The 26,587-nt window shown below is 39.8% G+C and carries 27 protein-coding genes and 2 tRNA genes; 10 read left to right on the top strand and 19 right to left on the bottom strand.

Going from position 1 to position 26,587, the window contains the following annotated elements; all coding sequences use genetic code 11:
• From KZ793_RS00235 to KZ793_RS00160, 17 genes are all read right to left on the bottom strand, one after another.
• Positions 1-677: tail fiber protein (locus KZ793_RS00235; RefSeq protein ID WP_225812459.1), on the bottom strand; the 677-nt coding region annotated here is incomplete at its 3' end.
• A gap of 2 nt (positions 678-679) precedes the next feature.
• The gene (locus KZ793_RS00230) at positions 680-1,252 is read right to left on the bottom strand and encodes a DUF2612 domain-containing protein (protein ID WP_225812457.1); all 573 of its coding nucleotides are present in this window, start codon (positions 1,250-1,252) and stop codon (positions 680-682) included.
• Positions 1,249-2,442 (bottom strand): baseplate J/gp47 family protein, encoded by a 1,194-nt coding sequence (locus KZ793_RS00225; protein ID WP_225812455.1) that lies wholly within the window; start codon positions 2,440-2,442, stop codon positions 1,249-1,251. Before KZ793_RS00225 ends, KZ793_RS00230 begins: the two co-directional genes overlap by 4 nt.
• Complete coding sequence (locus KZ793_RS00220) at positions 2,435-2,782, bottom strand: hypothetical protein (RefSeq protein WP_225812452.1); 348 nt, start codon at positions 2,780-2,782, stop codon at positions 2,435-2,437. The genes KZ793_RS00225 and KZ793_RS00220 overlap by 8 nt, the downstream gene beginning before the upstream one ends.
• Positions 2,779-3,534: a phage baseplate assembly protein V gene (locus KZ793_RS00215; RefSeq protein ID WP_225812451.1), complete on the bottom strand. Its 756-nt coding sequence runs from the start codon at positions 3,532-3,534 to the stop codon at positions 2,779-2,781. The genes KZ793_RS00220 and KZ793_RS00215 overlap by 4 nt, the downstream gene beginning before the upstream one ends.
• Positions 3,534-4,487, bottom strand: coding sequence for a phage protein (locus tag KZ793_RS00210; protein ID WP_225812449.1), 954 nt, complete (start codon positions 4,485-4,487; stop codon positions 3,534-3,536). Before KZ793_RS00210 ends, KZ793_RS00215 begins: the two co-directional genes overlap by 1 nt.
• Positions 4,488-4,592: 105 nt before the next feature.
• The gene (locus KZ793_RS00205; protein ID WP_225812447.1) at positions 4,593-4,898 is read right to left on the bottom strand and encodes a phage baseplate plug family protein; all 306 of its coding nucleotides are present in this window, start codon (positions 4,896-4,898) and stop codon (positions 4,593-4,595) included.
• Positions 4,883-5,488: a phage baseplate protein gene (locus KZ793_RS00200; protein WP_225812445.1), complete on the bottom strand. Its 606-nt coding sequence runs from the start codon at positions 5,486-5,488 to the stop codon at positions 4,883-4,885. The genes KZ793_RS00205 and KZ793_RS00200 overlap by 16 nt, the downstream gene beginning before the upstream one ends.
• Before the next feature lie 2 nt (positions 5,489-5,490).
• On the bottom strand, positions 5,491-7,257 hold the full coding sequence (locus tag KZ793_RS00195) for a hypothetical protein (protein WP_225812443.1): 1,767 nt from the start codon (positions 7,255-7,257) through the stop codon (positions 5,491-5,493).
• The gene (locus KZ793_RS22480; RefSeq protein WP_255619107.1) at positions 7,247-7,372 is read right to left on the bottom strand and encodes a DUF6889 family protein; all 126 of its coding nucleotides are present in this window, start codon (positions 7,370-7,372) and stop codon (positions 7,247-7,249) included. Before KZ793_RS22480 ends, KZ793_RS00195 begins: the two co-directional genes overlap by 11 nt.
• A gap of 56 nt (positions 7,373-7,428) precedes the next feature.
• The gene (locus tag KZ793_RS00190) at positions 7,429-7,860 is read right to left on the bottom strand and encodes a phage tail assembly chaperone (protein ID WP_225812440.1); all 432 of its coding nucleotides are present in this window, start codon (positions 7,858-7,860) and stop codon (positions 7,429-7,431) included.
• Between the two features lie 114 nt (positions 7,861-7,974).
• Positions 7,975-8,415, bottom strand: a complete 441-nt coding sequence (locus KZ793_RS00185; protein WP_118986726.1) for a DUF3277 family protein — start codon at positions 8,413-8,415, stop codon at positions 7,975-7,977.
• 9 nt (positions 8,416-8,424) lie between these two features.
• The gene (locus KZ793_RS00180) at positions 8,425-9,894 is read right to left on the bottom strand and encodes a DUF3383 domain-containing protein (RefSeq protein WP_225812439.1); all 1,470 of its coding nucleotides are present in this window, start codon (positions 9,892-9,894) and stop codon (positions 8,425-8,427) included.
• A 3-nt stretch (positions 9,895-9,897) separates the two neighbouring features.
• Positions 9,898-10,446 carry a phage neck terminator protein gene (locus KZ793_RS00175; RefSeq protein WP_422615443.1) on the bottom strand — a complete coding sequence of 183 codons (549 nt, stop codon included), beginning with the start codon at positions 10,444-10,446 and terminating at the stop codon, positions 9,898-9,900.
• Positions 10,430-10,579: a hypothetical protein gene (locus KZ793_RS00170; protein WP_225812435.1), complete on the bottom strand. Its 150-nt coding sequence runs from the start codon at positions 10,577-10,579 to the stop codon at positions 10,430-10,432. Before KZ793_RS00170 ends, KZ793_RS00175 begins: the two co-directional genes overlap by 17 nt.
• 180 nt (positions 10,580-10,759) lie before the next feature.
• A complete protein-coding gene (locus tag KZ793_RS00165) occupies positions 10,760-11,179 on the bottom strand; it encodes an antiterminator Q family protein (RefSeq protein WP_225812433.1) in 420 nt (139 codons plus the stop codon).
• Positions 11,180-12,544: 1,365 nt separating this feature from the next.
• Positions 12,545-12,620, bottom strand: a tRNA-Thr gene (locus tag KZ793_RS00160).
• A gap of 713 nt (positions 12,621-13,333) precedes the next feature.
• Here KZ793_RS00160 and KZ793_RS00155 point away from each other — a divergent pair.
• The 8 genes from KZ793_RS00155 to KZ793_RS00120 all read left to right on the top strand — a co-directional run bounded on the left by KZ793_RS00155 (position 13,334) and on the right by KZ793_RS00120 (position 19,556).
• Positions 13,334-13,699, top strand: a complete 366-nt coding sequence (locus KZ793_RS00155) for a Dabb family protein (protein ID WP_118986721.1) — start codon at positions 13,334-13,336, stop codon at positions 13,697-13,699.
• A complete protein-coding gene (locus tag KZ793_RS00150; protein ID WP_118986720.1) occupies positions 13,689-14,111 on the top strand; it encodes a DUF2000 domain-containing protein in 423 nt (140 codons plus the stop codon). The genes KZ793_RS00155 and KZ793_RS00150 overlap by 11 nt, the downstream gene beginning before the upstream one ends.
• Before the next feature lie 13 nt (positions 14,112-14,124).
• Positions 14,125-15,528: a phenylacetate--CoA ligase family protein gene (locus KZ793_RS00145; RefSeq protein ID WP_225812426.1), complete on the top strand. Its 1,404-nt coding sequence runs from the start codon at positions 14,125-14,127 to the stop codon at positions 15,526-15,528.
• Complete coding sequence (locus KZ793_RS00140) at positions 15,525-16,472, top strand: branched-chain amino acid transaminase (protein WP_225812424.1); 948 nt, start codon at positions 15,525-15,527, stop codon at positions 16,470-16,472. Before KZ793_RS00145 ends, KZ793_RS00140 begins: the two co-directional genes overlap by 4 nt.
• Before the next feature lie 21 nt (positions 16,473-16,493).
• Positions 16,494-17,072 (top strand): prephenate decarboxylase, encoded by a 579-nt coding sequence (locus KZ793_RS00135; RefSeq protein ID WP_225812422.1) that lies wholly within the window; start codon positions 16,494-16,496, stop codon positions 17,070-17,072.
• Positions 17,073-17,140: 68 nt separating this feature from the next.
• A complete protein-coding gene (locus KZ793_RS00130) occupies positions 17,141-17,764 on the top strand; it encodes a carboxymuconolactone decarboxylase family protein (protein ID WP_225812420.1) in 624 nt (207 codons plus the stop codon).
• Positions 17,765-17,829: 65 nt separating this feature from the next.
• Positions 17,830-18,777, top strand: a complete 948-nt coding sequence (locus KZ793_RS00125) for an ornithine cyclodeaminase family protein (protein ID WP_225812418.1) — start codon at positions 17,830-17,832, stop codon at positions 18,775-18,777.
• Between the two features lie 152 nt (positions 18,778-18,929).
• A complete protein-coding gene (locus tag KZ793_RS00120) occupies positions 18,930-19,556 on the top strand; it encodes a LysE family translocator (protein WP_225812415.1) in 627 nt (208 codons plus the stop codon).
• A 337-nt stretch (positions 19,557-19,893) separates the two neighbouring features.
• Here KZ793_RS00120 and KZ793_RS00115 read toward each other — a convergent pair.
• Positions 19,894-19,981 (bottom strand) — tRNA-Ser (locus tag KZ793_RS00115).
• Between the two features lie 338 nt (positions 19,982-20,319).
• On the opposite strand from KZ793_RS00115, the gene rcsD reads away from it, so the two are divergent.
• Both rcsD and rcsB read left to right on the top strand, forming a co-directional pair.
• Complete coding sequence (gene rcsD / locus KZ793_RS00110) at positions 20,320-23,010, top strand: phosphotransferase RcsD (protein WP_225812413.1); 2,691 nt, start codon at positions 20,320-20,322, stop codon at positions 23,008-23,010.
• A 4-nt stretch (positions 23,011-23,014) separates the two neighbouring features.
• Positions 23,015-23,668 carry a response regulator transcription factor RcsB gene (rcsB, locus tag KZ793_RS00105; protein ID WP_118986712.1) on the top strand — a complete coding sequence of 218 codons (654 nt, stop codon included), beginning with the start codon at positions 23,015-23,017 and terminating at the stop codon, positions 23,666-23,668.
• Positions 23,669-23,754: 86 nt separating this feature from the next.
• Here rcsB and rcsC read toward each other — a convergent pair whose 3' ends face one another.
• Positions 23,755-26,571 (bottom strand): two-component system sensor histidine kinase RcsC, encoded by a 2,817-nt coding sequence (gene rcsC / locus KZ793_RS00100; protein ID WP_225812402.1) that lies wholly within the window; start codon positions 26,569-26,571, stop codon positions 23,755-23,757.
• Between the last annotated feature and the right edge of the window lie 16 nt (positions 26,572-26,587).

The following is a 26,587-nucleotide window of genomic DNA, read 5'->3' as shown; positions in this document are numbered from 1 at the left end:
GTTTCCACTAAACCAAGGTTTTTTATAAACTCACTTTTATTAGGGATATCTGCGCCATTTTGGTTTTTTGCCAACCTGCTGTTGGCATTATCTGTAGCCCTGTTCGCTTCATCATGAGCATTTTTAGCTGCTACATTTGCCGTATTTGCAAAATCATACGCTTCCTTAATTGCTTTTGGCGTCGCCGCTAAGGTTTCATTTGTGCTATTTGTTGCACTACTCAGTTGTACAACGCCCTTCTGAGTCAATGAGGCATCAGAAACACCACTCAATTTGCTTTCAGCGATTTTTCTAACATCGTGAACCGCTTTTGGAGTTGCCGCCTGATCTTCTCTGTCAGAGTTTGTCGCGCTGTTGAGTTGCGATATGCCTTTCTGCGTCAGTGAAGCATCAGGTATTTCTGTAGTAATTTTATGTTTTAATGCTAAATCCAATTGCGCTACGAGTTTCTCCAGATCACCATCATCCATAACGTCTTCACCGGTTTTTTCTGCAATGTATTTCCCTATCACCGCAGCAATAACCGAAGATTGTCGCCAAACTTTATTTAATCGCTCACTCCTCGCTATTCCCGATTTAAATCCCTCCTCAATGAAATCTGAACTTTCATATTCTTCTTGCGACAAAGCATTCGCGTTTTCACCAATGGCAAATGCTTTAAAGTCATTTTTAGCCATTTCTAACCCTCCACTATATGGTAGTTAACCGTTATACCCATAGGTTTAAGCGAGAGATAACCCTGATGGATGATTTCTTTAGTAATAGTACTGATTGATTTACCTTTAATAGTCACAGTGAATGACATATCCAAGTTATCTTCGAAAGATACAGATAGGCCATTATTTGAATGAATAAAACTCAGGATGTTATTAAACGACTCAGCCGTTCCATCCCAGTTATTTGCGCCTATTTTAGCTTTAATGACGATTCGGTAATTATCGTCATCCAGTTTGATATAACTTTTATCGCTATCAAACCGCCCTTTCCATCTACCATTATCAAATCCCAAGTCAGTAATATCAAAGGAGAAGTAATAGGATTCAATTGGGGTTTGAATCATTCGATTCCTCCCTACCCATTCTCCAATAATATCAAGCTGTTTGCCCACCGCTTTATCAAGGTCAAAACTGCTAATTAGTAAGTCTGTTGTCAGTGCATTCTGGTTGAAAATATCAGTCACAGCTTCAAGCATCCTGACATATTTTTTACCTTCCATGTGATATGCAGGAATCAGCTTCATATATTTGTTCATTCGAGCACCGTTACTATTTTAATATTTTCAGGTGAACACGTCGGCGCTTCATTAAAAGCTATGTCAATGTTCGCCGTTCCAGTTGTCGATGCTGATTTTCCCACTATCACAGATAATATTTCATATGTCTGTCCACCGTTTTTATTGCATAAGTTTGCCGGTACAAATAAGCGAGTAACATATACTCCATCACCAATATAAAGGGACTTTATATAGTTAGATACTTCATTACGAATATTATTGCCAATATCCGATGTATATCCGATAAAGGGTTTAATGTGTATTTCAACATAAATTGGCACCAGTGTAGGACGATAGAAGTTAATCGTTTTTTTATTGCCATAATCATCGGTAATCGTTTCAGAGGTGGTGCCAAATGTCGGTATACCCGGCGTTTTCTTCACCAAAATAGTCCGGGCAATCTCTTTCGAATCTCCACCATCAATGACAAGTGCAATGCTATGAGCGGGTATGCCATTCTCATCCGTTTTGTCCGAGTCGTTGTCATATCCCCGGTAACGTGAAACTCCATGCAGATTGGCAATGGCACCCATCAGTCCATCTATAATGGTTCTCGAAGGCAACGCAACCGAAACCGCTTGCCGTATTCGTAGTTCTATATCGGTTTCAATTCCCCGACCAAGTGTAGCAGCAACCGGGTTCGTCACTGTTTGCCAGCCCAGTGTCGGCGTAGCAATCTGATTAACTGTGTGAGGCAGTGCGCCAATCGCACCCGATTTTTGACATACCGCCGTTATAATAGCCTGCCCGTGTGTATCTATAATGACTTCATCCGGTAGTGACCAGTTGTTTCCCGAATCATCCCGAACAGAAGCGTTGCGGATAACAGTGCCCGCTCGACCAGTGACCAAAACATCCACTGTTGAGTTGCTGGAGCTTTTTCGGGTAATGCCGTTGATTTTGACATTACGGGAAAGTCCTTCACCCACCGCGGTTGTCGGGCTGAATGAGTTATAGGAGGCAATGGTTGCGTTATTACAACCGTGAACCACATAAGCTATCAACGATAGAAAAACACCGTCTTTACTGTCAGATTCAATGTAAATATCATCCCCATAAATATCCCTGAATATCGCCTTCCAGCTATTCAAGATGGTTTGATAATCAGGCGCATTGATCCCGTTTTTATCAATGGCAGGTAACATTGTGTTGATAATATTTTCATACATCAGCAGTTACTCCTGTCTGTCCATAAATCGTGTCAATCGTAACGGTAAGGGTGATTTTTCTTGTTTCCGGGTTTCTTTCACTACGGTAGTGGATAATGTTTAATACACCTGGCGTTTGCAGTATTCGCTGTCTGATAACCAGGTCATAAAAACCCGATGTGCCTTTACCCAACACGTCGTCGTAATCGGTTCCCTCCCGGTTATCAAGAAACCATTCGCCACTACGCAGCATCAAGCGAGTTTTGACTGCCTGTGCAACCGCTTCCGGTGTATTGATAAGAAAACTCGCTTCTCCGCGACCAAATACATAATCGTTGTCAATCTCTCTTCTGTATCTCATTGAGGTTTCCCCGTATGGCTTCCACCTGATTGCACACCACTATGTACGTGGTTTTTAAGGCTAATCCCCGCGGCTGTCACATCGTTACTCACCGTGACAGGGCCTTGCATGGTTGCGGTGCCACCACCAGCGCCCATCCCCTGCGATAAGTTGCCGTTAATGGTGACGTTGCCGTTCAGGATGATGTCAGGTGATGTGATTTCCGTACTGCCATTGGCAGTGGCGGTTAGTTTCGTCGGTGTGATAACCGTGACGTTATGGCTGTTGGGATCGAGTTCGATATACGCCGCACCATCATCACTTCTCAGTTGCGCGGTGTTTGTGCTGATATGCGATATTTTTTGTTGCTGAGATTGCGGGCCAATAATCGCAAATCCATCGGATAGGTTGTGCTGCCGGGGATCTACCGGCTCTTGTACACCACCCGATTGCCACCAATAATCAATGCAACGATCGGCAAACACGACCAGACATTCATCACCGGCTTTTACCGGGAAGGTTAGCGTTACGCCGCCGCCTCTTGGGAATATAACGGGGACATCCACTAATAATGGTAAGGATACTGATTCCAGTTCCCCGTCTTTTTTGCTGATTTTCCATCTAATAGCCGGTTGTGCTGTAACGGTTACCGCATCAGCATCAAATGATTGAATAATGCAAGGCAGAGAGACATATAATCCGGCGCTAATCACCTCTTGCATAGCAAAAAAGACCGCTTCGGGTCTATTTAGTCGTTCGTCAGTATTTATCATTAGCTGTCTGCCTTATCCTTATTACGCGTCAATTGATTCAGCAGTGTGTGATCGCTCTTAGCAATACACATCATTTTCATGTACCACTCAGTTCCGCGCGTGTCGCCGGAATAATTTACATTGAAGACGATGTAATCACCGTCAACATCCAACATTGCCGGCTGTTCTTTTGGCTTTTTATGACTTTCAGGATTAAACGTTTCTCCAGTAGAGAGATCGGCCGGCGTGATTGAGCGGTTATCCAGCCTGATTAATGTACCGGGGCGGATATTGGGATTAATTAAGCATGTAACGTTAATACCTGATCCAATAGTTTGTTCAGGCATACCAATCAAACCCGTTTTTAAGGTAAGTACAATCGCTTCCGTCAGATACTTATTTTTGGGCACAATATGCAATTGGTTATCTTCATAGCGCCAATTAGCATCACACTGTTTTGCCAGATTAGAAACTTCATTACGGTGCATACCAAAAAGTACTTTTCCTCTGGGTGAAGCTGATTGACTAAATTCCGGACGCAAGCCTGTGGTAATGCCATATTTGGCAATATCACGCATCAGTAAATGATCTAAATCTGCTTGCGAATATCCCGCCGCAATGGTGGTATTCACGGTTGCGTAATTGTGTGGTTCATCCCCATCCGCCGCATAAATCACAACACAAGTATCGGTTGGGTTATCCCTCTTTACATACGTGTATTGGATCTGGCCTGAGAATATTTGCCCTGAGTTCTCTTTATAACCGGCCACAAATTTAATCTTGTTAAACTCATTCCGGCGTAATTTATTACTGGTTTCGTTATTAAGATTATATAGGGTGAAAACACCGGTAGCAGGATTGGAAGATTCCGTCCTGCTAATGTTAAATGTGATTTTCAAGTCTGATAAATTTACTTTTTCGCCATCTTTGTCTACAACGATAAGGTGGCATTCTCTTATCCATTGTTTTGACATAATTCACCTAATTAATAGAAGTAAAATTAATAGAAGTAAAAAACCGCAATTACGCGGCGTATGTAATAAATTATTACAAAATATCTTACCCTTACTCTCATCACGTTAACTTACTACAAAGTATAACCTATCCTCTTTACCAAGATTATTTCTGAAAGGTTTCTCCTGATTTATATCACCATAAAAAATTAATGAGCCGTTAAAACCAAGATGACGATGCTGTTCCAGTAAGTCAGCCCCAAAAACCAACGGTAAACCTGTGACAATAAATTCACTGTCCGGCGTCATAATATCCAAAATCCAACCCGCGATATCACGCCACATCAATCTCATTTTATAGTTGATGCCATTTAGCTGAATATCGAATTGCTGATTTTTGGGTGATAAAGGAATTTCTACAACCCTAGCCATTTTTTACCCCGCTTTATAACAATGTCAAGAATACGTTGTGGTAATGACGGCTTTACCGTGACTTTAGCGCCCATATTAACTACAGGTGCTGTATCTTCAGGATTTTTCATATTTTCCGCTGGCGCAGCCTTATTCGGTGATGTTTCAACAATAACAATTTCACGTAGGTTTAAAACCACCGATAAAACATTTTCACTGGTTTTATCCGTTGTGACACTGATATCTTTAATCAGCATATTTTTATATAAGCGTTTTCCCGTCACGACATCAAACGGTTTATGTGATGCCCTCAGGTCAAGTAGCTGTTGATATATATCGCGCGGACGGGTTCCAAGGCTCAGTCCGGTAGAAATATCAAATACCTTTGTCGTATCAATAGCATCAAGCAGCGAACCGCCACCCGCGAAACCTAAATCCATTCTCACTTCCGATGGGCTGTCATAAGCATGATCACTGAATGTTACCCCCTGCTGGACCGGATGATCGGTGATATTGGATGAGTCCGTATGTGTTTCTGAAATAACAACGCTCGGTACAATGACACCTATTTTTCTCTTTTGCTGAGAAAACATGACTGATAATATATCCATCGTTATCTCACCTGTGTTTGCATATTTCTCAGGAGCATACTGTGAGTACGTTCTACCGTTTCTCCGGTCAGTCTTGCCGCTTCTTTGGGAGATTCAACGCCGTTAACCTCAATATAGTAGTTTACGTCTCCTATTCCCTTCATATTATTGCTGGCAAATATTGGCGCACGATGTAATAAAGCAGGAGTAAATTCCTGATGATTCACCATATTATTGATATTTGTCACCGCACCGTTGATCATTCGATGATCAATGGAAATATTCCGCAAAGAATGAACCATATGATTTAAATGCCCAGCCTGCTTTGGAGGTTTATTCGCTGGCTGTAACTCCGCGATAATCGCTGACCTGATAAATTCAGGTGAATAGGGATTACCACCACTTTCCACTATCATCATGCTATCAATCAGTCGTTGCATCACATCAGGATCAGTGAGATCAAGGACCGTATCCTTAGAAACCCCCATCATTTTAGACACATTGGCAATATACTGTTTGGTTTTATTATGATCTTTCTTTGGTGCCCATACCGGAACAATACTTGCGATAGTCTGTAGCTTTGTTCCTGTAGTTTTACCATGAAAATAACGACTCAACTGGTGAGCTGTAGCCCTTAATCCACTGAATGCATCTGGATACTTAGCAAATCTGGGTTTTGGATTATCTTCAGGTACCGCTCCTGTCTGATGTACAAAGTTCATATTTAATGGATTGTTATTCCGTACTCCTCGCGAAGATTTTAATCTTTTTAGCTTTGCTGCTGTAAGCTCACTATTAAAAATATTCGTTGGCGGATTAACTGGTGTATTTAATCCCTTAGGAGCATTATGATGCTCAACAATGATAGCCTTAAGATGCTCCTTATTTAGTCGCTTATTCTGTCGTTTCTTTTTCGTTTTACCTGATCGTTCTGATACTTTACTGGAAATATCAGCAACTTTCTGGCTGTGTGCTTTATCGATTATCGTTTTTTTACCATCAATTTGTTCTTGGTATTTTTCATATTTATCTTTGCTGAAAAATGGAGTCAAGTCAGAAGCAATATAAATCCCATGTGTTGACATCCAATTATTGAGTTGATCATATGTTATCAGTGGTTTTTTATTTTCTTCATATTCTCTTTGCCGCCGTGATAATGTTTCAGCCATTGTTTCGTGATTTTTCTTTGCTTCTTCCTGTAATGCATTTAACCGACTATTAAAATCAAATAATACACCCAGAACAATTTTTCTTCCTGTAAATTTCCACAATTCATTCAATGTCGCCAATAAACCTTTCGCAGAAATTTCTCCTTTGTCTAACCATTTGACTAATTCCTCAATGGCATTAAATATGTCATCACTATCAAGTATGTTGGTATTTTGATTAGCACAGTCCGTTGGTATTTTTAATAACTGCTCACCCATCGATGCGACCAAGGAAGCAGAATTAAAATGGCGACCATTTGTAGCATGGGATTGAACATCAATACACGGCAGAAATGTCTCTACGCTCCCCACAGCTCGGCTGACGCCGCCATTAATAGATTTAATTTTTTCAATTGTTGCGTCTGTTTTTTGCAACTGTCCGCAGAGTTTGTCCAGCCCATTAGCAGCTTGAGTAATAAAATTCACCACCGCTAATGTTGCTTCTTCAATTTCCGCCCTCATTTTGAGAATATTAGACGTGACTTCGGCAGTAACAGCCATAAATTTACGCTGCCCTACTTCATCAACGTCAAACTTAAGTGATACCAGGAAATCTTTAATTATTTCAGCATTATTGCTCATTTCGCCACCTTTCTACCACGGCTTCATTTTCCGATTTAACATCAAGGGCATCATTCATCAATGCAATATCAGCCAGATCAAGGACGCCATTTTTCAATGATTCATAACGGCACATGCCCGCAATGACCGGGCGTAACAGATAATCACGCCCTTTCGGGAGGGTTTCAAAATTTAAACTGGATTGTCCTGGAATGACACTGCGCTCTCTAATGGGGCGGGAAAAAAATTTCCCAATGAGTCTCGAATAATAAAACCGACAATTTTCAGCAGTTCGAAGCCGTTGATGTCATCAAACATCAATACCTGTCCATCAGGTTCATAAATCCGACTCCAGATACCATTTTGTTCACGAGAAACCACTGATAAGCAAATATCATTAATTTCATGTCGGTTGGATTTTCCTAATGCGCTGATGGATTCCACCAAATAAGGGAGCACTTCTTCAAAGCCCGTTATCCCATCATCATTTCTGGCTGTCACCATCTTTTTCATCAGTGGCCCAAGTGCTGGAATAGCCGGAGCCAAAGCTACTGCTAAGTCCTGTTGCTGAAAAGCGTTTAATTTACCACCGCGATATTTTTTACCCTCAATTTCAAATTCCATGATCACTTATCCTCAAGCGCACTCAAACTACCGCAGCATAAGTCCGATATTAAAAATACGGACAAATGCTCCGGTAGATTTGACGGTGATTTCAATGTTTGTGAAGTAAGCCGGTTAGAATGTGCCTAACATGATGTCGATTTTTCCGCAATCAAATACCCAGGCAACAGTATTACCCGCTTTGGCATTCTGCAAGTCCGGCTGTTTCTGAAAGGCAACAGAACGTGCAACAGCAATGTCGTTACTTTGCTTATTGCGAATAACAATCACGTTATTGCCCCATGCTGCTGATGAAAGTGATTGCGCACTGAGCATAGCATTTAGTTTGGCGTTTACTGGACTGGTCTTAAGTAAATTAACCGTGATGGTTCCAGACTTGGTTGCATGCAATGAATGCATGACTTCCCCGTCTGCGCCAGTGGTCATGGTGTTTTTACTCTCCGACATGGTGACTGTAATCCCCTCATCTGAGAGCGCGGCACCGTTACCAAGATCAAAAGAACCACCGACTCCCGTAATAGAAGCGGAAACATCAAGAAAAGAATATGTAGCCATTTTCAACCCTTATCTGTTTACATTAATAATGACATCAGCGTAGTGAACAGCGCCTGCTAATTTTATGGCACACTGAATAACTGGCGCTTTTCGAGCTTCCCGATCAGCCTGTGCCTGTGTCGCAATTGGCGGTGCGTAAACGTAATACCCCTTAGTTAATGTTGCGCCCGTATCCAATGCGCCGATTGGATCACCTCCCCATACGCCATGAGCGATTAATCCGTTTGTCACCGCTTGAGCAAGTGATTGTTCAACATTGGTGATTAAACGTGTAACACCTTCATCAGTCTGTGGGATCTTGCTGATGCTGGTGTAAAGCAAGTTATAAAGATTGTTCTGAACGTAGTTTTGTAGCCAATCCAGGCCATGACGCTCATCAATGAAATCCCCATTCGCCATGACACCTTCCTGAATAATGGCAGTATCATTGCTGTATTTAACAAAAACATTGCCGTTTTGATTCTTCAATATATTGGCTTGCGTTGCGGTTAGGTTTTCTGCGATTACAGCGGGTTCCTGTTTAAATTTCAGGGTAATAGTGGTGTTATTACCGTCGAAATTGACGGTAAACATACGTCCAAATAGAGAAGCAACGGTATAAGGTTTACCGGTTGAATATTGCCAGAGTGTGCGCTGATAGTTTTTCTCTTTCAGTTTTGAACCAATGTCGGTCTTAATGTCAGCATCCAATACATCCGCTTTTTGCACTGTATGCCCATAGATACGGGAAACAGACGCGGATTCGATGTAATCAGCAACAGACAGAATATCTTCATCCGTCAACGTACCATCGGCAATAACTAGCCCATACCAGCCACTGGATGCCGATCCCAGTGCTGCCACCGCCTCAGCAATGGTTTCTGCTTTGGTAGATTTGATAGCGGTAGCACCCGATATTTCATCCAACTTTAATACATCACCAATATAAGTTCCCGTCGTTGCCGGTGAAACATAACCAACCGTACCAACAGAATTCGGCATAATAGCGAAACGTGAAGAGGAACTATCATATGTGACTGAACAATCTTTTAACTTATCCGCCACCCGTTGGGCCACGCCATTAAGATTGGTCTCTTTACTCAAATCGACGCCGCTATATACCGTTTCTTTACCGTTAATTGTCAATTTAAAAGAACCATCGGTGACGGCAGTAAATTTGCTGATCAATTGTTGCGGTTTGGTCAGTATTGCTCCTTGTAAAGCAGAGGCCACATTGTCCTTAGCCCATCGGCCAATATATAAATCAACCGGACGGGGTGACTGGGAATAATAAAGCGCTGCGGCCTGATACTCTGGTGAAGTCAGTCCAAAATCAGCACCGACACCATCGATATCCGAATACCGGCGTAAACGCTCGTGAGGGTTGATCACGTTGCTTGCGCCGATGATCAATAACGCACCAAAGTTCCGGGACTGAGCCGCATGAGGAGCCATATTCAACGTGACATTGATAATGTTTGAAACAGGTAAACCCTGCATAATTTAATCTCCAAAAAATTTGACAGGCGCTTCCACCAGTGATTTAACACCGTATTCACGCACCACTTTTCGCCGCAAGGTGATCGTCATGTCATAACGACGCACCCTCTGGTTATTGATAAGTTCCGGTAAAGAAGTTAGCCGGCTGAGTTTATCTACTGAAAGACCAAAACGTTCCAACTCGTCATTGTTCTGACTGACCGCCAGTCCATCACGAAAACGGGCGCCGTACCGCTGGCCGTTCGGGCCATAAAAGGAAATCAAGCACACAATTTCCTCATGACGCCATAATTTGGTTCCTTCATCAGTCTGGTTCTCAAAAGCAGGCGAGGCATCCGAAATAAAATCCGTGATAACAAAATCACACCAGTCATCATCTGCCGGTAACCGGGGCAGTTGTGCTGATGTCCATCGAGAACGCACTTTATCGTCAGGCAAACCAGAAACACCCTCCACCCAACGACTCAGTACGTGTTCCAACTCATCATCGTACTCAGGCCCAGGCGTGACAGGTGTTAACCAACCCGCTTTATCACTACCGTTGCTCATCAAAAATACCTCCATCAAACAGCAATAACTCACCATGTGCCTGGGTAAACCAAGCACAATGCAGGCTTCGTTCCCAGTAGCGGGTTATGATTGATTTAACAGGGATACCAACCGCAAAAAATAAGGAAATAGCCATGAGCGATTCGCGGTGGTAAATACGAAAAAGGCCGCAACAAAGTGCGACCTCTACAATTATTATTTAAATTTTCACTTCTATCGGTACGTAATAGCAGATGCTGCAAGAACCGAATGAAATAAGCCCCGATAAAAATATCGGGGCTTATTAGCTTTAGCGCTTATTCGCAACTTTAACAGATTAGTACACTACCATAGCTTTTTGCGTACGCGTAAGCTTTTTGTGCTCTCGTATTTCATCATCCATTTCTAACTTAATATCAAGCATAGCCAAACATCCCTGCACAAAACTTTCTCCCTTTTGTAACCGGGAACGTACTTCAATATCAGGTACTTTAATTAAACGCGCGATGGCGCGTTTGGAAAGCCTTAAAGCGTAGTACATAAATAAAACTTCAATTTCTTCAGACTTATCTACCGTCTGCAACTTTGCGATACAAGCATCAATGATCAAGCCATCGTTATCACAGCAGGAAGAACGTAATGAACGAGTTGACGCAATCAGACCTTTAAATCCAGCAGCGATCGGTGGCCAATTAACACCCGTGGCATCATCAACCCAACCGCCCCAACACTCTAAAACTTGTTGAATATTGCGCATACATTTTGACCTTAACTTTTATACCCTTCATCTTTCAAGCTGCTGCTTTGTTGGCTACTTTCACTCACCCCAGTCACATAGTTATCTATGCTCCTGGGGATTCATTCACTTGCCGCCTCGCTGCAACTCGAAATCTATTAGGTATAGTAAAAAATAGTAGTAAAAATTATTTTCATGATGGTCTCATGCATCCATGCATTCGGTATTATAACAAATTTCTCATTCTCTATTTTTGTGTTTCTCTGTTACGTAACTACATCGTTTAAATAAATCTGTTTACTTAGTCTACTAAATGCAAATAGTAAATAACCCCGATTCTGGACTAAGCTTAGTTTCAGAGGAAAACACATAATATCGTTGTTAATACGGATGACCACAAAGTGTTTATCTTCCTCATCAACGTATTTATTATATAAATTCATAATCTTCATTTAATCCTCTAATGTACCTTCCTTTAAAACGCTTAACGCCTAAAATAATACGCCTGTTCTTTATTATTTATCAAAAGTTTTCAAGTAACATAGAACCCCCTTTTTATTATGAGATGAAAAACTCATTAAATAAAAAGTAGCACAGATTTTTTATCTCATGGATATTTAAGTGCAAAAAATATTTTAAATCCACTTTGAAGCCCGCCGTAAAATGCCGATTAAGAATGGTTCCCATACCTATGCCAAAGGCACAGAAATCAACCTGTTTACATGGTAATGGACAACGAACCGGTGCAAAAGTGAGATCTCAATAACCTTATTCCAAATATCTCCACCAGATTAGACAAAACATTTAAGACATCAACAGGATTAATGTTGCTAGCGATAAATTACCGATTATCAGGTAAATATCTATGTGAAAAGTTTTAACATTGTCAGATATACCCTCTGCTGATTAATGAGATTTTTAAACTCACACTCTTCGGTAAATAGTTAGCAAAAAGTATTCTCCTGGCCTGAAATTGCTTTTATCTGACATACTTTCACAGCATCTAATACCCCTACTATTTCCTGCTTTATCTCATCTTATTTTCGGCTCCCGCCAAACGAATAGATGGGCATACGCCTATAGCAAACATTCTTTCATGTCTGGAAAACAGACATCCCAAACGCTAATATTTTTCTCTGTTAGTTTTTACCAGCGAAAATAAATCCGTATTATCTGAAAATTTGCCATCCTATATTTCTAGTTACGTGGTTTCATTTCGACCCGCTTAACCGTAAATTTAACCATGCTATAAATTCAGAAACTCGCTTTAGCGGGAAATTATAATGGAAAATAGCAGAATTAACTGGATATATAAACAGAATTATCTACTGTCAGGCAAGAAAAAAGCCGTTACCTTCTAAAAAGATAACGGCTTCTTATTTGATTTGGTGCCGGCTACCGGATTCGAACTGGTGACCTACTGATTACAAGTCAGTTGCTCTACCAACTGAGCTAAGCCGGCGTGTTTCAGGGCTAGCCCCTGAAAGCGAGCGCAGTATATTACAACCCATTGCAAACAATCAAGCATAAATAATAGATTATTTTAAAATATTACCAAAACACCTATCATTAGTGACACACTCAACAACATACCCTGACTTGAAAGCCCACTAATACAAGGCTACTGTCTCGAATCCTCTGAAATGCAGCCAATGAGTGGATTATTTTCAACATCAAAAAAACGGGTCATTTACTCACAAATCAGAAATAACAACGAAATATTTTATTATCTTTGCTACCTATTAGAAAATAGCCATTGGTCGTAAAATAGCCTGATCGTCTGGCAGCAGTGGAAGATAAAATATCCAAAAGGCAATAACCTGCCTCCAAGCAATATGAGGCTCTGTTAACATGTTAAAAAGCAAATACTCAAAATAAGGTAGAACACAAGGCGACAAAACATGTTTTCAAGGCATAAGCGGAATCAAATTAAGATTGTTTTTTATAAGCCAAAGGCAAGCCATAACCGCTGTCTTATCATTGTCAGAATCACAATATTCCCACTCTTCTTTAAATCATTACCATAGGGAAATAGTTGACTGCTATAAATGCAATGTGCTATTTAAATTAGATGCAAATCAAAAAAACTAAATCAGGCATGCGCTAATATTAGGTATAAATCAGATCGTTTCTATAGGTTATTATAACTCAAAATCATTAATTATGAGGTAAATTATGCTGGGCAAAAACAACTTAATTGCACATCAAGTCTTATTTACCTTCAAGGATGGAATAAGCTGGGATAGTGAAAAGGCTATATTAGCAGAGAAGATGACTTTAAATCATATAAATGAGATAAGTGAAATTAAAGGATGGTTTTGTGGTCGCAGTACGGTAGACAGAAAGCAATCAGTTGACTTTAGTTTAATTGGTTACTTTGAAAGTTACGAAGACCTGAACATATATATGCATCATCCCGATCATATAAAAGGCGTGGTGCTATGGAAAGAAATAAGTACATGGACAGTCTCGGATATTATTATTGATATAAATAAGTTGATAAATTTCACTCAGTTAATAGGAAAGTCGTATGAAGTTTGACGAAAACCTACATAAAAGTGTCGTCGTTATCGCTGATAGTCTGCCACTTGGGTTAGCCATGAATGCACTGAGCGTCATTAGTGTTTCAATTGGTAGAAATATCAACGGAATTGTAGGACACGATGTCTTTAGTAAAGATAGCATTTGTTATCCCGGTGTCATTAAAACGCCTTTGCCTATTTTGAAAGCAAGTCACGATGTACTGGACGCTATTCATAATGAATTAAAATCTAACGATAATTTTAAATTGAGCCCTTTCTCCTGTTTAGCACAATCATGCAGAACATATGAGGAATACGAAGGAAAATTATCTTCTGAGCATTCGGATGAATTGAAGTTATCTGGAATTGGCATAGTTGGACCAAAGAAAGATATCAATAAACTCACTGGCAACTTACCACTTTATAAATAACCAGGTGACATATATGTATTCCATTTTTAGAAGTGAACTTCATGAATTAGGTATGAAATACCTTACCGAGTTAAAAAAATATCTGGCTGGCGAGATAAATATCTCCGCATTGGAAAAAATACAATACGAAAAATTAAAAGAAATCATAAATTATACGAAAAATGGGTCAATTTTCTATCAAGATCGTCTAGATGCAATAAACCTAAATGATGATGAAAATTTATCCTCATTGATTGAAAAACTTCCTTTTACGACAAAATCAGATCTAAGTCAGGCGGGAAACACGATATCTTCAGATAGCCTAAGTAACGCTTGGATATATTATGAAACCACAGGGACGACTGGGCCATCAACGCCTTGTCCTCGCAATGAAATAGACTCTTTAGTCAATAACAGTTTTCTGACTCTGCAATATGAGTCTATTTTCAATCAAGAAGACAAACAACACATTATTGGCGTGATGGGTCCAACGGAATTGCACTCCACTGGAGATACATTTGAAGATGTATTTCGCAGTTTAGGGCATACCGTTATCAAAATGTGGCCTCGTTCGCCGGTTGTTGGTATGCACAGAGTACTCAGGCTGATACAAGACCTCAAAATAACCGCTTTAGTTTGTACACCTGCGGTCGCCGCTGAGTTGCTAAAATATTGCCGGAACAATGCATGTGATGCCAAAGAATTAGGTATCGAGATCATTTTAGTCCTTGGCGAACTTATTACCCCTAATAGATTAAGGAATTTATCTCGGAATTGGGGTGCTAAAATTTACAACTGTATGTATGCCTCACAAGAAACGTCAATCCTGGCGGCTTGTGACAATACCAATAAGCTTATTACTATTCCATACAACAATTATTACGAACTCATTTGCCCTTTTACTCAGCAAAAGCTCAATGTTGGTGATAATCACGTTGCTGGTGAATTAGTGATTACCCATTTATATAAAGGGAATAAACCGCTGATTCGATACAAAACAGGGGATATGGTTCGATGTAAAGCAATAGGCTTAAATCAATGGGAAATAGAACCCATCGGCAGAGTAAAAGATGTATTAGTATTAAACAATGCTAATGTCTATGCTTTTGATATCGAAAATGCCATCTTTGAAGAGCTCGAATATTGTTTTGAATATTTTATCGAAATCCGCAACACAACCGGTATAGATGAGCTTAAGATCACTTTGGAACCGAGCGACGAATTAAATGATGCGTCACTTATTAGCAAGATAAAGGAAAAAATGGAATCCAAATTCAATATGAATGTCGATGTCCATGTAGGAGATGTCGGTGGACTTATTGGAACTGCGGCAATGGTAAGCTGGAAAGCAGCGCGCATCCATGATCTGAGAGATGATACCAACAATATTGAACGAAATTCGGCTTTAGAAATCATGAACAAGAGGGCAGCTAAATGACAACCAATATCGTTAGCCCGGTTAATAAAGATTGGATCGTATTTCTAGACGGGGAATATCTCAATTTTAGCAATGCGACCTTTCTTGCCAATACACAAGCTTTAAATTATGGCACCGGTACATTCGAAGGAATCCGGGCTTATTGGGATCAAGACAATAACCAACTTAATCTATTTAGAGTGCATGAGCACTATGAACGGTTAATACAATCAGCTAAAACATTAAAAATTGAATTACCCTATACCAGTCAGGAGTTAACCGACATTACTAAAAATATCATTATTAAAAATGGCTTCAAACAAGATATTTATATCAGGCCATTAGCGCTTAAAAAATCGTTAATGCCTGGTGAAAAATTTGGCGTTAAGCTAAGTGGTGTAAACTCAACCCTCTGTATTAACGCTTTACCTATGGGCGCTTATGCCAAAAAAACAGAGTTTAAATGTCTTATTTCAAAATGGCGACGTGTATCAAATGCGGCAATTCCATCATCTGCCAAAATTACCGGCACTTATGTTAATTCCGCACTTGCTCATGAAGATGCCAAAGAAAACGGATTTGATGATGCGATCATGCTGAATGAACAAAGCATGTGCGCAGAAGCAAGTACATCAAATGTTTTTATTGTAAAAGATAATTGCGTTATTACACCATCGCTTAGCGCTGGCATTCTTAATGGAATAACCAGACAATCTGTTTTCGATATTTGTAAATTCCGCAATATTCCCTGTATTGAGTCAGAAATTCAACAAAAGGATCTCTATGAAGCAGATGGCTGTTTTTTAACAGGTACTGGCCTCGAAATATCAATTGTTTCACAAATAGACGATGTGTCATATATACAAAAAGAAGATTCTATAGCCAATATTATTGCCAAAGATTATCAAGAAATAATTAGAGGCAGAATAGATGAGTTCTCACATTGGTTAAATCCGGTTTATTAGTGTAATTCCAGGAGAGACATCATGGAATGTGTTTTTTTTAGTTTCAACAAAGATACATTTGATGTTCTAAATATTGCTACCTTAGGCCCGTCAGGTACAAGTAGCGAACAATCCGCTATTCGTTTTGGTGAATTTGCCATTAAAAATAAAGTCGCCAAAAATTACCAAGTTGTTTTATGTAATACTTACGAAGAAGCAAGTAATCAAATTATTTTAAATAACTGTCAGGCATTGGTGGTAGCCAATGCTTATTACAATATCAGTGAGTTTTATATGGATAACAAGTTTAACTTGTCATCTGCATTTTTAAATTACACGCCTAATTATGGTATCGCTATTCGTGATGAATTAACTACAGATAATATCGTCATTGCAACCCATCCGGCACCAAAGGCTTTAATCCCAGAGTTGTTGCCTGATAATCTAAAAATTGCAGATATCATTTTTAAAGACTCAACCAGTTCAGCCGCAAAAGCTGTCGCGAATTCAGAGGTAGATGCCGCACTCACGACAGAAGTAGCCGCAAAATTACACAATTTAAAATTTATTTCTCATATTCGACCAATTCAAATGCTTTGGTCAGTATTTACAGCCGTATAAAAGCTAATGTTGCTTTAAAATAGGCAAATATATAGATCTATTTAAAATTTCAATATACAGAGGTTATTATGTCTTTACTTACTCTACACACCATTGCTACCACACCTGAAAAAAGTAAAAAATTACTTCAAAGTTCGATTAATGATTTCGGCTGGATACCTAACCAAAGTGGTTATATGTCAGAATCTCCTTCACTATTAGCCGCTTACCAACGAGCACACGACCTATTTATTGATAGTTCGCTGAATGAAGAGGAAAAAGCGGTTGTATGGATTACAACCGGAGTAGAAAATGGTTGTCATTACACAGTTCAGGCACACGGCTATATTGCAATTCATAATGGTGTGGACAAAAAAATAGTTAAGGCATTGATTGAAAAAACCGACGATCTCTCCCCTCGATTATTGGCACTGCGTGAACTTACCATAGAGGTTATTTACTGTCGGGGACAATTGAAAAGAAGTGCTATTGATCTATTCCTAAGCCGTGGTTTCAGCAAAGAGAATATGCTGGATGTGGTGTTAGGAGTTTCTCAAAAGAATATGTCGACAATTCTCAATAGCATTGCCGGAACCGAGATTGATGATAAATTCAAGCTGGATGATCTATACCGAATGGATTTCAAGATGCATCGCGACGGCAAGGGAGCGAATCCCCGGGAGCATAGCGAACTATGTGACCGGGGTGAGTGAGTGCAGCCAACAAAGAGGCAACTTGAAAGATAACGGGTATATAACTGATATTGAAAGGCATCAACATGCTTTATATCGATAAAGAAACCGTCGCGCGTTATTTGACGATGGAACTTAGTCTTAAGCTAAGTGAAATAGCATTTAAATTACAATCGGAAAGAAAAGTAGAGCAACCTTTGCGCAATATCATTAAAGGTGAAGACGGCTTAATGGGCACCATGCCGATTTATATTAAGGAGGGGCCATACAAAGGGTTTGGGTTAAAGTCGGTGGTAGTGAGGTTTCAAAGCAATAGCGATAAACCTTCACACATCGGTAGCGTGCTGGTTTACGACGAGCCAGGTGTTTCAGGGATTGCCGCGGTGGATGCCAGCGCTATCACAGAAATTCGCACCGCCGCCGCTTCTGCTTATGCAACCCATCTTCTTGCCGCAAAGGATGCTAGCCGGTTAGCGATACTTGGCACTGGCTTACAAGCAAAAGCACATTTGCAAGCCATGTTATATGTACGCCCGATTAGAGAAGTCACTTTATGGGGTCGTAATGCAGAAAGATGCCGAGAATTTGCCACATGGTGTGATAAAACGCTCAATCTTCCCATTTCGATCAAAGCCTCACCTGCTGAGGCTGTACTCAATAGTGACATCATTTGCACAACCACAGCATCGCGTGACCCTATACTCAATAGAAAAGAGCTACCGGTTAAATGTCATGTCAATGCCATTGGCGCTTCGGCACTGGGATTCCAGGAACTCAGCGAAGATATGTATAGCAATACAACCCTATTTACTGATTCCAATGAATCAATACTTGCCGCCTCTCAATCTGTTATTAAAGCAAGGGAGAAAGGCATTCTTAACGGGTCAGACATTGGGATAGAAATTGGTACCGTTTCTCAATCTCATTCCAATTTGTGCGATCAGGATGTGACTATCTTTCAATCCGTTGGTTTGGCCGTTCAAGATATGGTATTTTCTCGGGAAGTCATTCGACAACTAATAAAAACGCCTTAACTATTTTGGATGAAAATATGCCAAACGTAAGACGTTCAGTATTAGAAAAATGTCGTTATTGTCTATACTAAAGAGCCCTTATTTGTCACTTGCATTCGCAAGTGACATTTCTATGTTCTGTTACTTCAAGGTGTTATTTTGAGAGGAAAGATATGCTAGAAGTGTCACAAATAGTAACCTATACAGCGGCACTGACTGTTGCTGCGGCGATACCCGGCCCGGGAATGGCAGCATTGGTTGCCAGAAGTGTGAGTAGTGGCGCGCTGGCGGGATTTAGTGTGTTGTTTGGCCTGATTATTGGTGATCTGACTTATTTGTCCTTTGCTGTTTTTGGCTTGTCCATTATCGCGAGCAGTTTTGACACCTTATTTGTTATGGTGAGATGGGGTGCCGCATTATATTTGAGTTATCTGGCATGGCAGTTCTGGTTTGCCAATCATCAACCCATTGGTGAAGACCAACCCATTAAGAAAAAAGAGTTGGCTGCGGCCTGGTTATCTGGTCTCACTCTAACGTTAAGTAACCCTAAAACGATTGCCTTCTATCTCGCACTATTACCTTTAGTGATTAACATAGAATCTATCTCGTTGCAAAACTGGGGACTCATGTTAGTACCATTGACGGTTTTTGTCTTATTCAGCGTAGGAGCGGTATTTATTATCGGTGCTCTCAGTATTCGGCATCTGCTATCAAGCCAACGAGCACAACGGATTTTATTTAAAGGTGCGGCTGTCATTATGTTTGTAACCGCTGTATCCATGTTGTTCAAAGCCAATTAAAAAAGTTTAATTTCTTACCATCTCCACGGTTTTATTGAATAAGAATCTGTCCTGAAAAACCATTCTTGTCAATATACCCTTCATCTTTCAAGCTGCTGCTTTGTTGGCTGCTTTCACTCACCCCAGTCACATAGTTATCTATGCTCCTGGGGATTCATTCACTTGCNNGAAATCTATTAGGTATAAATCGTGGACACACATTGACATCCTCTGAAGGACCGGGTTTTACAGCGCACCGGATAATCACCTTATTGTTATGAGAATGGATTAATCATCACCTGAATTGCTTGCTGGAATGAAAAAACCCCATGCATGGAAAGTGCATGGGGTCAGTATTTGGCGGAAGGATAGAGATTCGAACTCTAGGATGGTTTCCCATCGGCGGTTTTCAAGACCGCTGCCTTCGACCGCTCGGCCATCCTTCCATGGCGCGGGATTATGCGCCTAACATGATAATATGTCTAGCCTCTGTCGTAAAAATTCTGTGATTCTCTTACTGTTCGCTCAATCCTCAATCTATACCCTTCATCTTTCAAGCTGCTGCTTTGTTGGCGGCTTTCACTCACCCCAGTCACATCGTTATCTATGCTCCTGGGGATTCGTTCATTTGCCGCCGCGCTGCAACTCGAAATCTATTAGGTATATAATATCCTTTCCAGCCCCGATCCTGCTAAAATTAGCCTAAATACATCGAATCATAAGATTCACCAATTTAACGAGCTCGCTAAACAACCAAGCAATTATTAAGGCTTTTACTCAACGAATGTATAACAAACAATTTTCTATTAATTCATCAACCATAAACCGTTACTACGGTCTGTTCATTATTCTGCTTTTTGTGTCCCTGTTTTTATACAGCTATAACTACTTCAATGCCTGGCTAATGGGGAAAAAATATGCGCTAAACAGTGTTGCAACCAAAATAGTATTACAGATAGAAGATTATCGTTACCACGCTAATTCTATCTTTAAACAAGCCAATAGCTCATCTTTTAAACCACCAGAACTCGTCACACCGATGAAGCTACGACCTGATGTTTACTGGCTTGAGAATCGTTATCAAACCATCGACACAATTATTTTTGGTCACCACAACACTGCAAGTGTAGAATTGGCACAACGCCTTTCCAATTATATGGAGATTTTGTGGGGTACCCGCAATGAATACAACTCCATGTACTATCTGAATGGTAAAGATAACAGCCTGTTTCTGATAACCACTCACTCTATTCTTAAACCAGAATTGAGATTTAAAGAAAGTTATCTAACACTGACCGCCGAATCAAAACGTTCAGAAATGCTGATGCAATCCACCGCGTTAGATGAACGGGAAAATATTTCATCAATCCGTAAGTTAAATGGCGAAAATATCTATTTTTATACTTATCGGGCGACGTTCAATTCACCGGGTCAATTGGCAACAGTTATCGCTTTTGATTTGCCTATTTGTCATCTTCTTCCTATGGATATGGCCGCAGCCAACTTCAGTTTATTGTCGGATGACGAACAACCCCCGAATGAAATCAATAAAGTCAATATTTCACAGAATGGTTTCTGGCTCGAATTTTCTCAATCACTCAAGGGTACGCAATACAAACTGTTGTATCGGATATCACTCAAAGATTTACTAATCGATTTGTTATACAGAAACATCTGGTTGTTACTGACTGATTCCATATTTATTATCCTGTCTTTAGGTGGGCTTATTTACATTCGTAGAAAATATATCGCGCCAAATGCCCTTATAAGCCACGAGCTACAAGTCAAGGATGCGTTAAGTCACGATATTATCTCCAATATCCCGATTGGCTTATTGATTTATGATTTCTCAGTAAATCAGATAATTATGTGCAATAACATTGCCGATCATCTGTTGCCGAATGTCGATTTAAATAAAATTAAGATGATGGCAAAGCAACATCATGGTGTCATCCAAACCTCAATTGACGATTCAGTCTATGAAATTAAAATGTACAGCATTCGCCTGTTGCCAGAAACTTATCTGTTTTTACTGCAAGATAAAGATCAGGAGTCATTAATTAGTCGGCGTCTACAACTTGCCCATTTGGAACACGATAAGAGTGTACAAGCTCGGCGTTTTATGCTGACCAACATTCGTTCTGAATTAAAACAACCAATAAAGGAATTAGATCATATCGCTTACCAATTGAAACAAATTCTTATAGAAGAAAATAGTGTTCGTATCGTCGATAATTTATTAACTAAATCCGAATATATATCCGACTGGATCGAAAACATTTCATTACTCAATGAATTAGAATCAGGTGAATGGCAAGCAAAAAATGAATCATTTTCATTATCAGTCATTTTAGAAGGCATTATTAAGAAAGTGTTTCCGAAGATGAATAATAAAGGATTGAATTATTATTATCATTGTAATATTAATCCCGAATCACTATTTATTGGCGATAGCACTGCCATCAGTAAAATCATCCTGATGTTAGTCAATTATGCAATCACGCTCACATCTTATGGAAAGATATCACTCATCGTTAACTATTCCCAAGAATACAAAGAACAAATTCAAATCGAAATTATAGATACAGGAGTTGGACTTAATTCAACAGACTTAACAAATTTGAATTATCCATTTTTAAGCAAAGCGACAAGTGATAAATATCAAGCCAATTCAGGGCTGACCTTTTATCTATGTAACCAATTATGTAGAAAATTAAATGGTCATTTTACTATAAACAGCAAACCCAACCTGGGTACGCACTATGCTATCAGTCTGCCCTTCATAATCGGCCAAGACCCATGCCCACCGCTACTGGAAGACATTACTGCCTTGCTGGATATCAGCAATACGGAGATCCGTAAGATTGTGCAAAATCATCTGCATCATTATGGCGCTGCTTACTTCGATAAAAAGCCAGAAAATATGAATAGAGAATACGATATCATGTTGACGGATAAACCCTATGATTCGACAAAATCGGCTATATTACTGGTTGATAATCTGGCCGGCTTTGAGCAGATAAAACCTGACTATATTAAGTGTAACTACAATCTGAGTGAAGCTGTTATCAATGCCATTTCGTTATTAATTGAGAGAAGTTTCAGTTTTAACGAACTCAATGCAAATTTAGAAATGTCAGCATTTAACGATGAAAGCAACGATTACGATTTTGGCAATGTTATAAATAGTTATCAAAAACAGCTAACTGACAGCGATTACCGACAATTATTTGTCGAGACAGTACCGATAGATATTAATAAGCTGTATACTGATATAGAACAATATGATCTGATATCGCTTTCGCAAACAGCACATCGCCTGAAAGGCGTCTTTGCTATGTTAGACCTAGAACTCCTCAAACTTTCTTGCGAAACACTGGAACAACACATAACAGACAGTAATGAAATAGAGATTAAGAATAGCATTAGCCGTATTGAATCCTTCATTAAAAGGCTATTGCAGCAGGGTAACTAATAAGATGAATAACCTTAACGTCATTATTGCCGATGACCATCCGATTGTCCTGTTTGGCATCCGCAAATCACTTGAGCGGCTTGAATGGATCAACGTCGTCGCTGAGTCTGAAGACTCGACCACGTTGATCAACAATCTGTCCTGTATTAAAGCAAACGTACTGATCACGGATCTGTCCATGCCTGGGGACATATACGGCGATGGGATCAATTTGATTAAATACATCAAACGCCATTATCCCAGGCTATCCATCATTGTTCTAACCATGAACAATAATCCAGCAATTTTAAGTACTGTACTCGAACTTGATATTGAAGGCATTGTCTTAAAACAAGGAGCACCAACAGATTTACCTGATGTATTGACGGCCCTGAAACAAGGGGAAAAATTTATGCCAGAAAGCGTTTCTGAACTATTGAAAAAAGTGACGAAAACCCCCTATGGTGATAAACCGTTATCACAAAAAGAGAGTGAAGTTATACGTCTATTTGCCCAAGGCTTTTTGGTAACAGACATTGCCAAAAAACTTAAACGCAGTGTCAAGACTATCAGCAGTCAGAAAAAATCGGCTATGGTAAAACTGGGGGTAAATAACGATATTGCATTACTCAATTATCTTTCTTCCGTCACTATTGATACGAGCAATCACGTTCAGTAAATACCGTTCGTTGTTTTAACATGAAAGTCCTCTCGATGCCCGGCAACTATTTGTTTGTACCGGGCATTGTTTTATAAATCATCGTTTCAAATCATCTTCGTCAGTACTTGGGTGAGAGTCACCAGAGAAACCGGTTTAGACAAACAATCATCCATTCCTGCATCAATACAGCGCTGTTTTTCTTCTGCCAGTGCATTTGCCGTAATACCAATAATCGGCAACTTACACCCATCATTCCGTAAATACATTGTTAACGCATAACCATCCATATTAGGCATATTGACATCCGTCAGAATGATATCAATCCCCCCGTTCTTCAAATATTCCAACGCATCTAATCCATCATTTGCCACCGTTGTTTGGAAACCAATGGATTTCAACTGATCAGCCAATAAACGGCGGTTGATAGGATGATCATCTACCACCAGAATCACAATAGTATTAAACCGAGTGTTTGCCTGAAAAACAGGTGGTGCGGTATTCAATACCACATTATGATTCGGTGAAACCAGCCGCTCAATCATTACCGGCAAATCATGTAAATGGTAAGTGTTATGTAACCAATAGTTTTCTCTGATTTGTTCCGGTGAGCCAATATAGTCCGTCGATAATTCAATATAAGCATACACAGGGGAAATAACCGCATCAGAAAAATCGCTGATAATAATTTCACTACCATCTGTGTTTTGCTCACTGTATAAAACCGTGTGTAAGCCATGATGAACCAGAAAACGCTGTAAAAATTCCTCCAGATAAAGATTACGTATAGCCAAGATGATTTTTCGCTGATACTCATTTATTAGCTGAATTTTTGGCCTATATTTCGCACCATATAAAGGTAAACGAATAGAAAACATACTCCCTATCTGTGGTTGTGAAATGACTTCAATATCACCATCCATCAGATTGATAAGTTTTTCACAAATCGCCAGACCAAGCCCTGTTCCCTGAGATGAGCTTTCCGTATTTGGCATGATCTGGAAAAATGGATCAAATAACTGAATAAGCGCTTTATCAGAGATACCGACGCCGGTGTCCTTTATCCTGACGTATAAGTAATCTCTATCAACTGTCATATGTATAATCACACATCCAGTATTAGTGAACTTAATCGCATTATTTAACAGATTAGATATAACTTGTTGTAATCGAACCGGATCATTGCAGATATAATCCGGAACATCCGGTTCAATATAGCAATACAAGGTCAACGGCTTTTTCACTACTAACGGTAGATAGTTAGAAACAACATGAGAAATAACTTCCTGACAGGAAAATTCTCTAGACTCAATTTTAAGCTGTTTAGATTCAATCTTTGAAAAGTCGAGAATATCACTGATAATTTTTAGCAACAGCGCTGAAGAGTTATTCATCGTTGATAACAAACGGACAGATTCAGTAGGCAATGAATGCGCCTGTAATAACTCCAGGTTTCCAATAATACCGTAAAGCGGCGTTCTCAACTCGTGACTGACGGTAGCTAAAAACATAGATTTAGAATAGTTAGCCTGTTCCGATGCCAACGCCATTTCCTGTAATGATTTTTCCATCCGCACACGGACACTGATATCAACCAAGACACAAATTGCCACCTCTTCATTCCTGTAGCGGGAATGAACAAAACTGATTTGCAAATGATGATTATTACTGGTTACAACATCAACATAACTGCTGGTTCTGTCACAAATAATATGAATAATCCGTTCCCGATCTTCATGCGTTAGCATTCTCAAATAATTATGTGCCAACTCATTACTCAGAATATTACTCCCATCACTGACCCGCAATATACTGATCCCAACCGGCGCTGAAGCAACAATCTTATGATTAAATTGTTCATGCTCCTCCAGACGAATCGCATTCTCTTCAGCCGGAGCAAACATTTTCCGCTCAAACAGATACACCAAGATAATGATGACGAAGGCAGATAACGCATTAAGCACAATACTGCTAATAATCTGTAACTTAAAACCTTCAAAAAGAGTTTTCAGTGGCAGCGCATAAATGATACTGAATGAAGATGGCATTAACCGACGTTTTAACAGTAAATCAGTAAAATTATCATCATAGCCAAAATAAGGCGCCTCCAACTGATAATCAGCATAATGAAGTTTATAGTCACCATTTGCTGGATAATGCAACACCGGTTGATTACTGCGATTCAATAACGTTATTGAAATTGGGCGGTCTTGTCTCTGAATAAAAGAGTCCAATCTGATGAATTGTTCAATGCCTATCATGGCAACCATCTGACCATTTACATATACCGGTGCCAATACATAGAGATGGCCGCTATCAGATCTTGCACCCGGTATAACCCAATAAACATTTCGTTCTTTACCTTGCTCTTTCAGGCTGATAAGCCTACGTGAATTTTCATAAACTATTTTTTTCAACGTATCGGGTTCAGTCGTGGTATTACGGATAGAAAAACTTACCATACACATACTTTGCGTACCCACCAGAAAAACCTGATTCAATCCCTGAGGCGCGGCAAGATTATCCTTCCAATAGAAGATAAGGTTATTCAACGAATTTAAATAACTATGCGTGTTGTTGCGAAAAGTATGACAGTCAGCGCTTTGGTTCAAAGGATGATAAGAAAACGCCGGGTTATCATGTGGAAAATCAAAAATAGCATTTTTTCCATTAGAATTCAGTAAATGCTTCTCGGTCATATATTGGATATCCCGCAGAACACTTGCTGTATGACGCACATAAGAGAGCGTGGAATCATAATTCGCATTGTATTCTTGCCGAATATCCGATTTAACTTCATTAAAGATATTAACCAGGTAAAAAGCTGTTAATAAAGCGCCTAACGCCCACAACATTAGGCCAAGCACCCGGAAAAGATAACGGGATATTTTTAGCGATGTACGAAAAGAAGAAAGATATCTCAAAAGGTTACCTGATAAA

It is taken from the genome of Photorhabdus antumapuensis, from assembly GCF_020387775.1.
Lineage (GTDB): Bacteria > Pseudomonadota > Gammaproteobacteria > Enterobacterales > Enterobacteriaceae > Photorhabdus > Photorhabdus antumapuensis.
This window is presented reverse-complemented; position numbering and strand designations above follow the sequence as displayed.

Excerpts from the sequence above, each read along its gene's own strand:
- KZ793_RS00225 (WP_225812455.1), bottom strand. The coding sequence starts at position 2,442 with ATGTATGAAAATATTATCAACACAATGTTACCTGCCATTGATAAAAAC.
- KZ793_RS00125 (WP_225812418.1), top strand. The coding sequence starts at position 17,830 with ATGCTTTATATCGATAAAGAAACCGTCGCGCGTTATTTGACGATGGAA.
- KZ793_RS00195 (WP_225812443.1), bottom strand. The coding sequence starts at position 7,257 with ATGAGCAATAATGCTGAAATAATTAAAGATTTCCTGGTATCACTTAAG.
- KZ793_RS00205 (WP_225812447.1), bottom strand. The coding sequence starts at position 4,898 with ATGGCTAGGGTTGTAGAAATTCCTTTATCACCCAAAAATCAGCAATTC.
- KZ793_RS22480 (WP_255619107.1), bottom strand. The coding sequence starts at position 7,372 with ATGTGCCGTTATGAATCATTGAAAAATGGCGTCCTTGATCTGGCTGAT.
- rcsD (WP_225812413.1), top strand. The coding sequence starts at position 20,320 with ATGTATAACAAACAATTTTCTATTAATTCATCAACCATAAACCGTTAC.
- KZ793_RS00170 (WP_225812435.1), bottom strand. The coding sequence starts at position 10,579 with ATGGCTATTTCCTTATTTTTTGCGGTTGGTATCCCTGTTAAATCAATC.
- KZ793_RS00130 (WP_225812420.1), top strand. The coding sequence starts at position 17,141 with ATGTCTTTACTTACTCTACACACCATTGCTACCACACCTGAAAAAAGT.
- rcsB (WP_118986712.1), top strand. The coding sequence starts at position 23,015 with ATGAATAACCTTAACGTCATTATTGCCGATGACCATCCGATTGTCCTG.
- KZ793_RS00150 (WP_118986720.1), top strand. The coding sequence starts at position 13,689 with ATGAAGTTTGACGAAAACCTACATAAAAGTGTCGTCGTTATCGCTGAT.
- KZ793_RS00180 (WP_225812439.1), bottom strand. The coding sequence starts at position 9,894 with ATGCAGGGTTTACCTGTTTCAAACATTATCAATGTCACGTTGAATATG.
- KZ793_RS00210 (WP_225812449.1), bottom strand. The coding sequence starts at position 4,487 with ATGTCAAAACAATGGATAAGAGAATGCCACCTTATCGTTGTAGACAAA.
- KZ793_RS00145 (WP_225812426.1), top strand. The coding sequence starts at position 14,125 with ATGTATTCCATTTTTAGAAGTGAACTTCATGAATTAGGTATGAAATAC.
- KZ793_RS00135 (WP_225812422.1), top strand. The coding sequence starts at position 16,494 with ATGGAATGTGTTTTTTTTAGTTTCAACAAAGATACATTTGATGTTCTA.
- KZ793_RS00220 (WP_225812452.1), bottom strand. The coding sequence starts at position 2,782 with ATGAGATACAGAAGAGAGATTGACAACGATTATGTATTTGGTCGCGGA.
- KZ793_RS00165 (WP_225812433.1), bottom strand. The coding sequence starts at position 11,179 with ATGCGCAATATTCAACAAGTTTTAGAGTGTTGGGGCGGTTGGGTTGAT.
- KZ793_RS00185 (WP_118986726.1), bottom strand. The coding sequence starts at position 8,415 with ATGGCTACATATTCTTTTCTTGATGTTTCCGCTTCTATTACGGGAGTC.
- KZ793_RS00190 (WP_225812440.1), bottom strand. The coding sequence starts at position 7,860 with ATGGAATTTGAAATTGAGGGTAAAAAATATCGCGGTGGTAAATTAAAC.
- KZ793_RS00120 (WP_225812415.1), top strand. The coding sequence starts at position 18,930 with ATGCTAGAAGTGTCACAAATAGTAACCTATACAGCGGCACTGACTGTT.
- KZ793_RS00230 (WP_225812457.1), bottom strand. The coding sequence starts at position 1,252 with ATGAACAAATATATGAAGCTGATTCCTGCATATCACATGGAAGGTAAA.
- KZ793_RS00215 (WP_225812451.1), bottom strand. The coding sequence starts at position 3,534 with ATGATAAATACTGACGAACGACTAAATAGACCCGAAGCGGTCTTTTTT.
- KZ793_RS00155 (WP_118986721.1), top strand. The coding sequence starts at position 13,334 with ATGCTGGGCAAAAACAACTTAATTGCACATCAAGTCTTATTTACCTTC.
- KZ793_RS00200 (WP_225812445.1), bottom strand. The coding sequence starts at position 5,488 with ATGGATATATTATCAGTCATGTTTTCTCAGCAAAAGAGAAAAATAGGT.
- KZ793_RS00140 (WP_225812424.1), top strand. The coding sequence starts at position 15,525 with ATGACAACCAATATCGTTAGCCCGGTTAATAAAGATTGGATCGTATTT.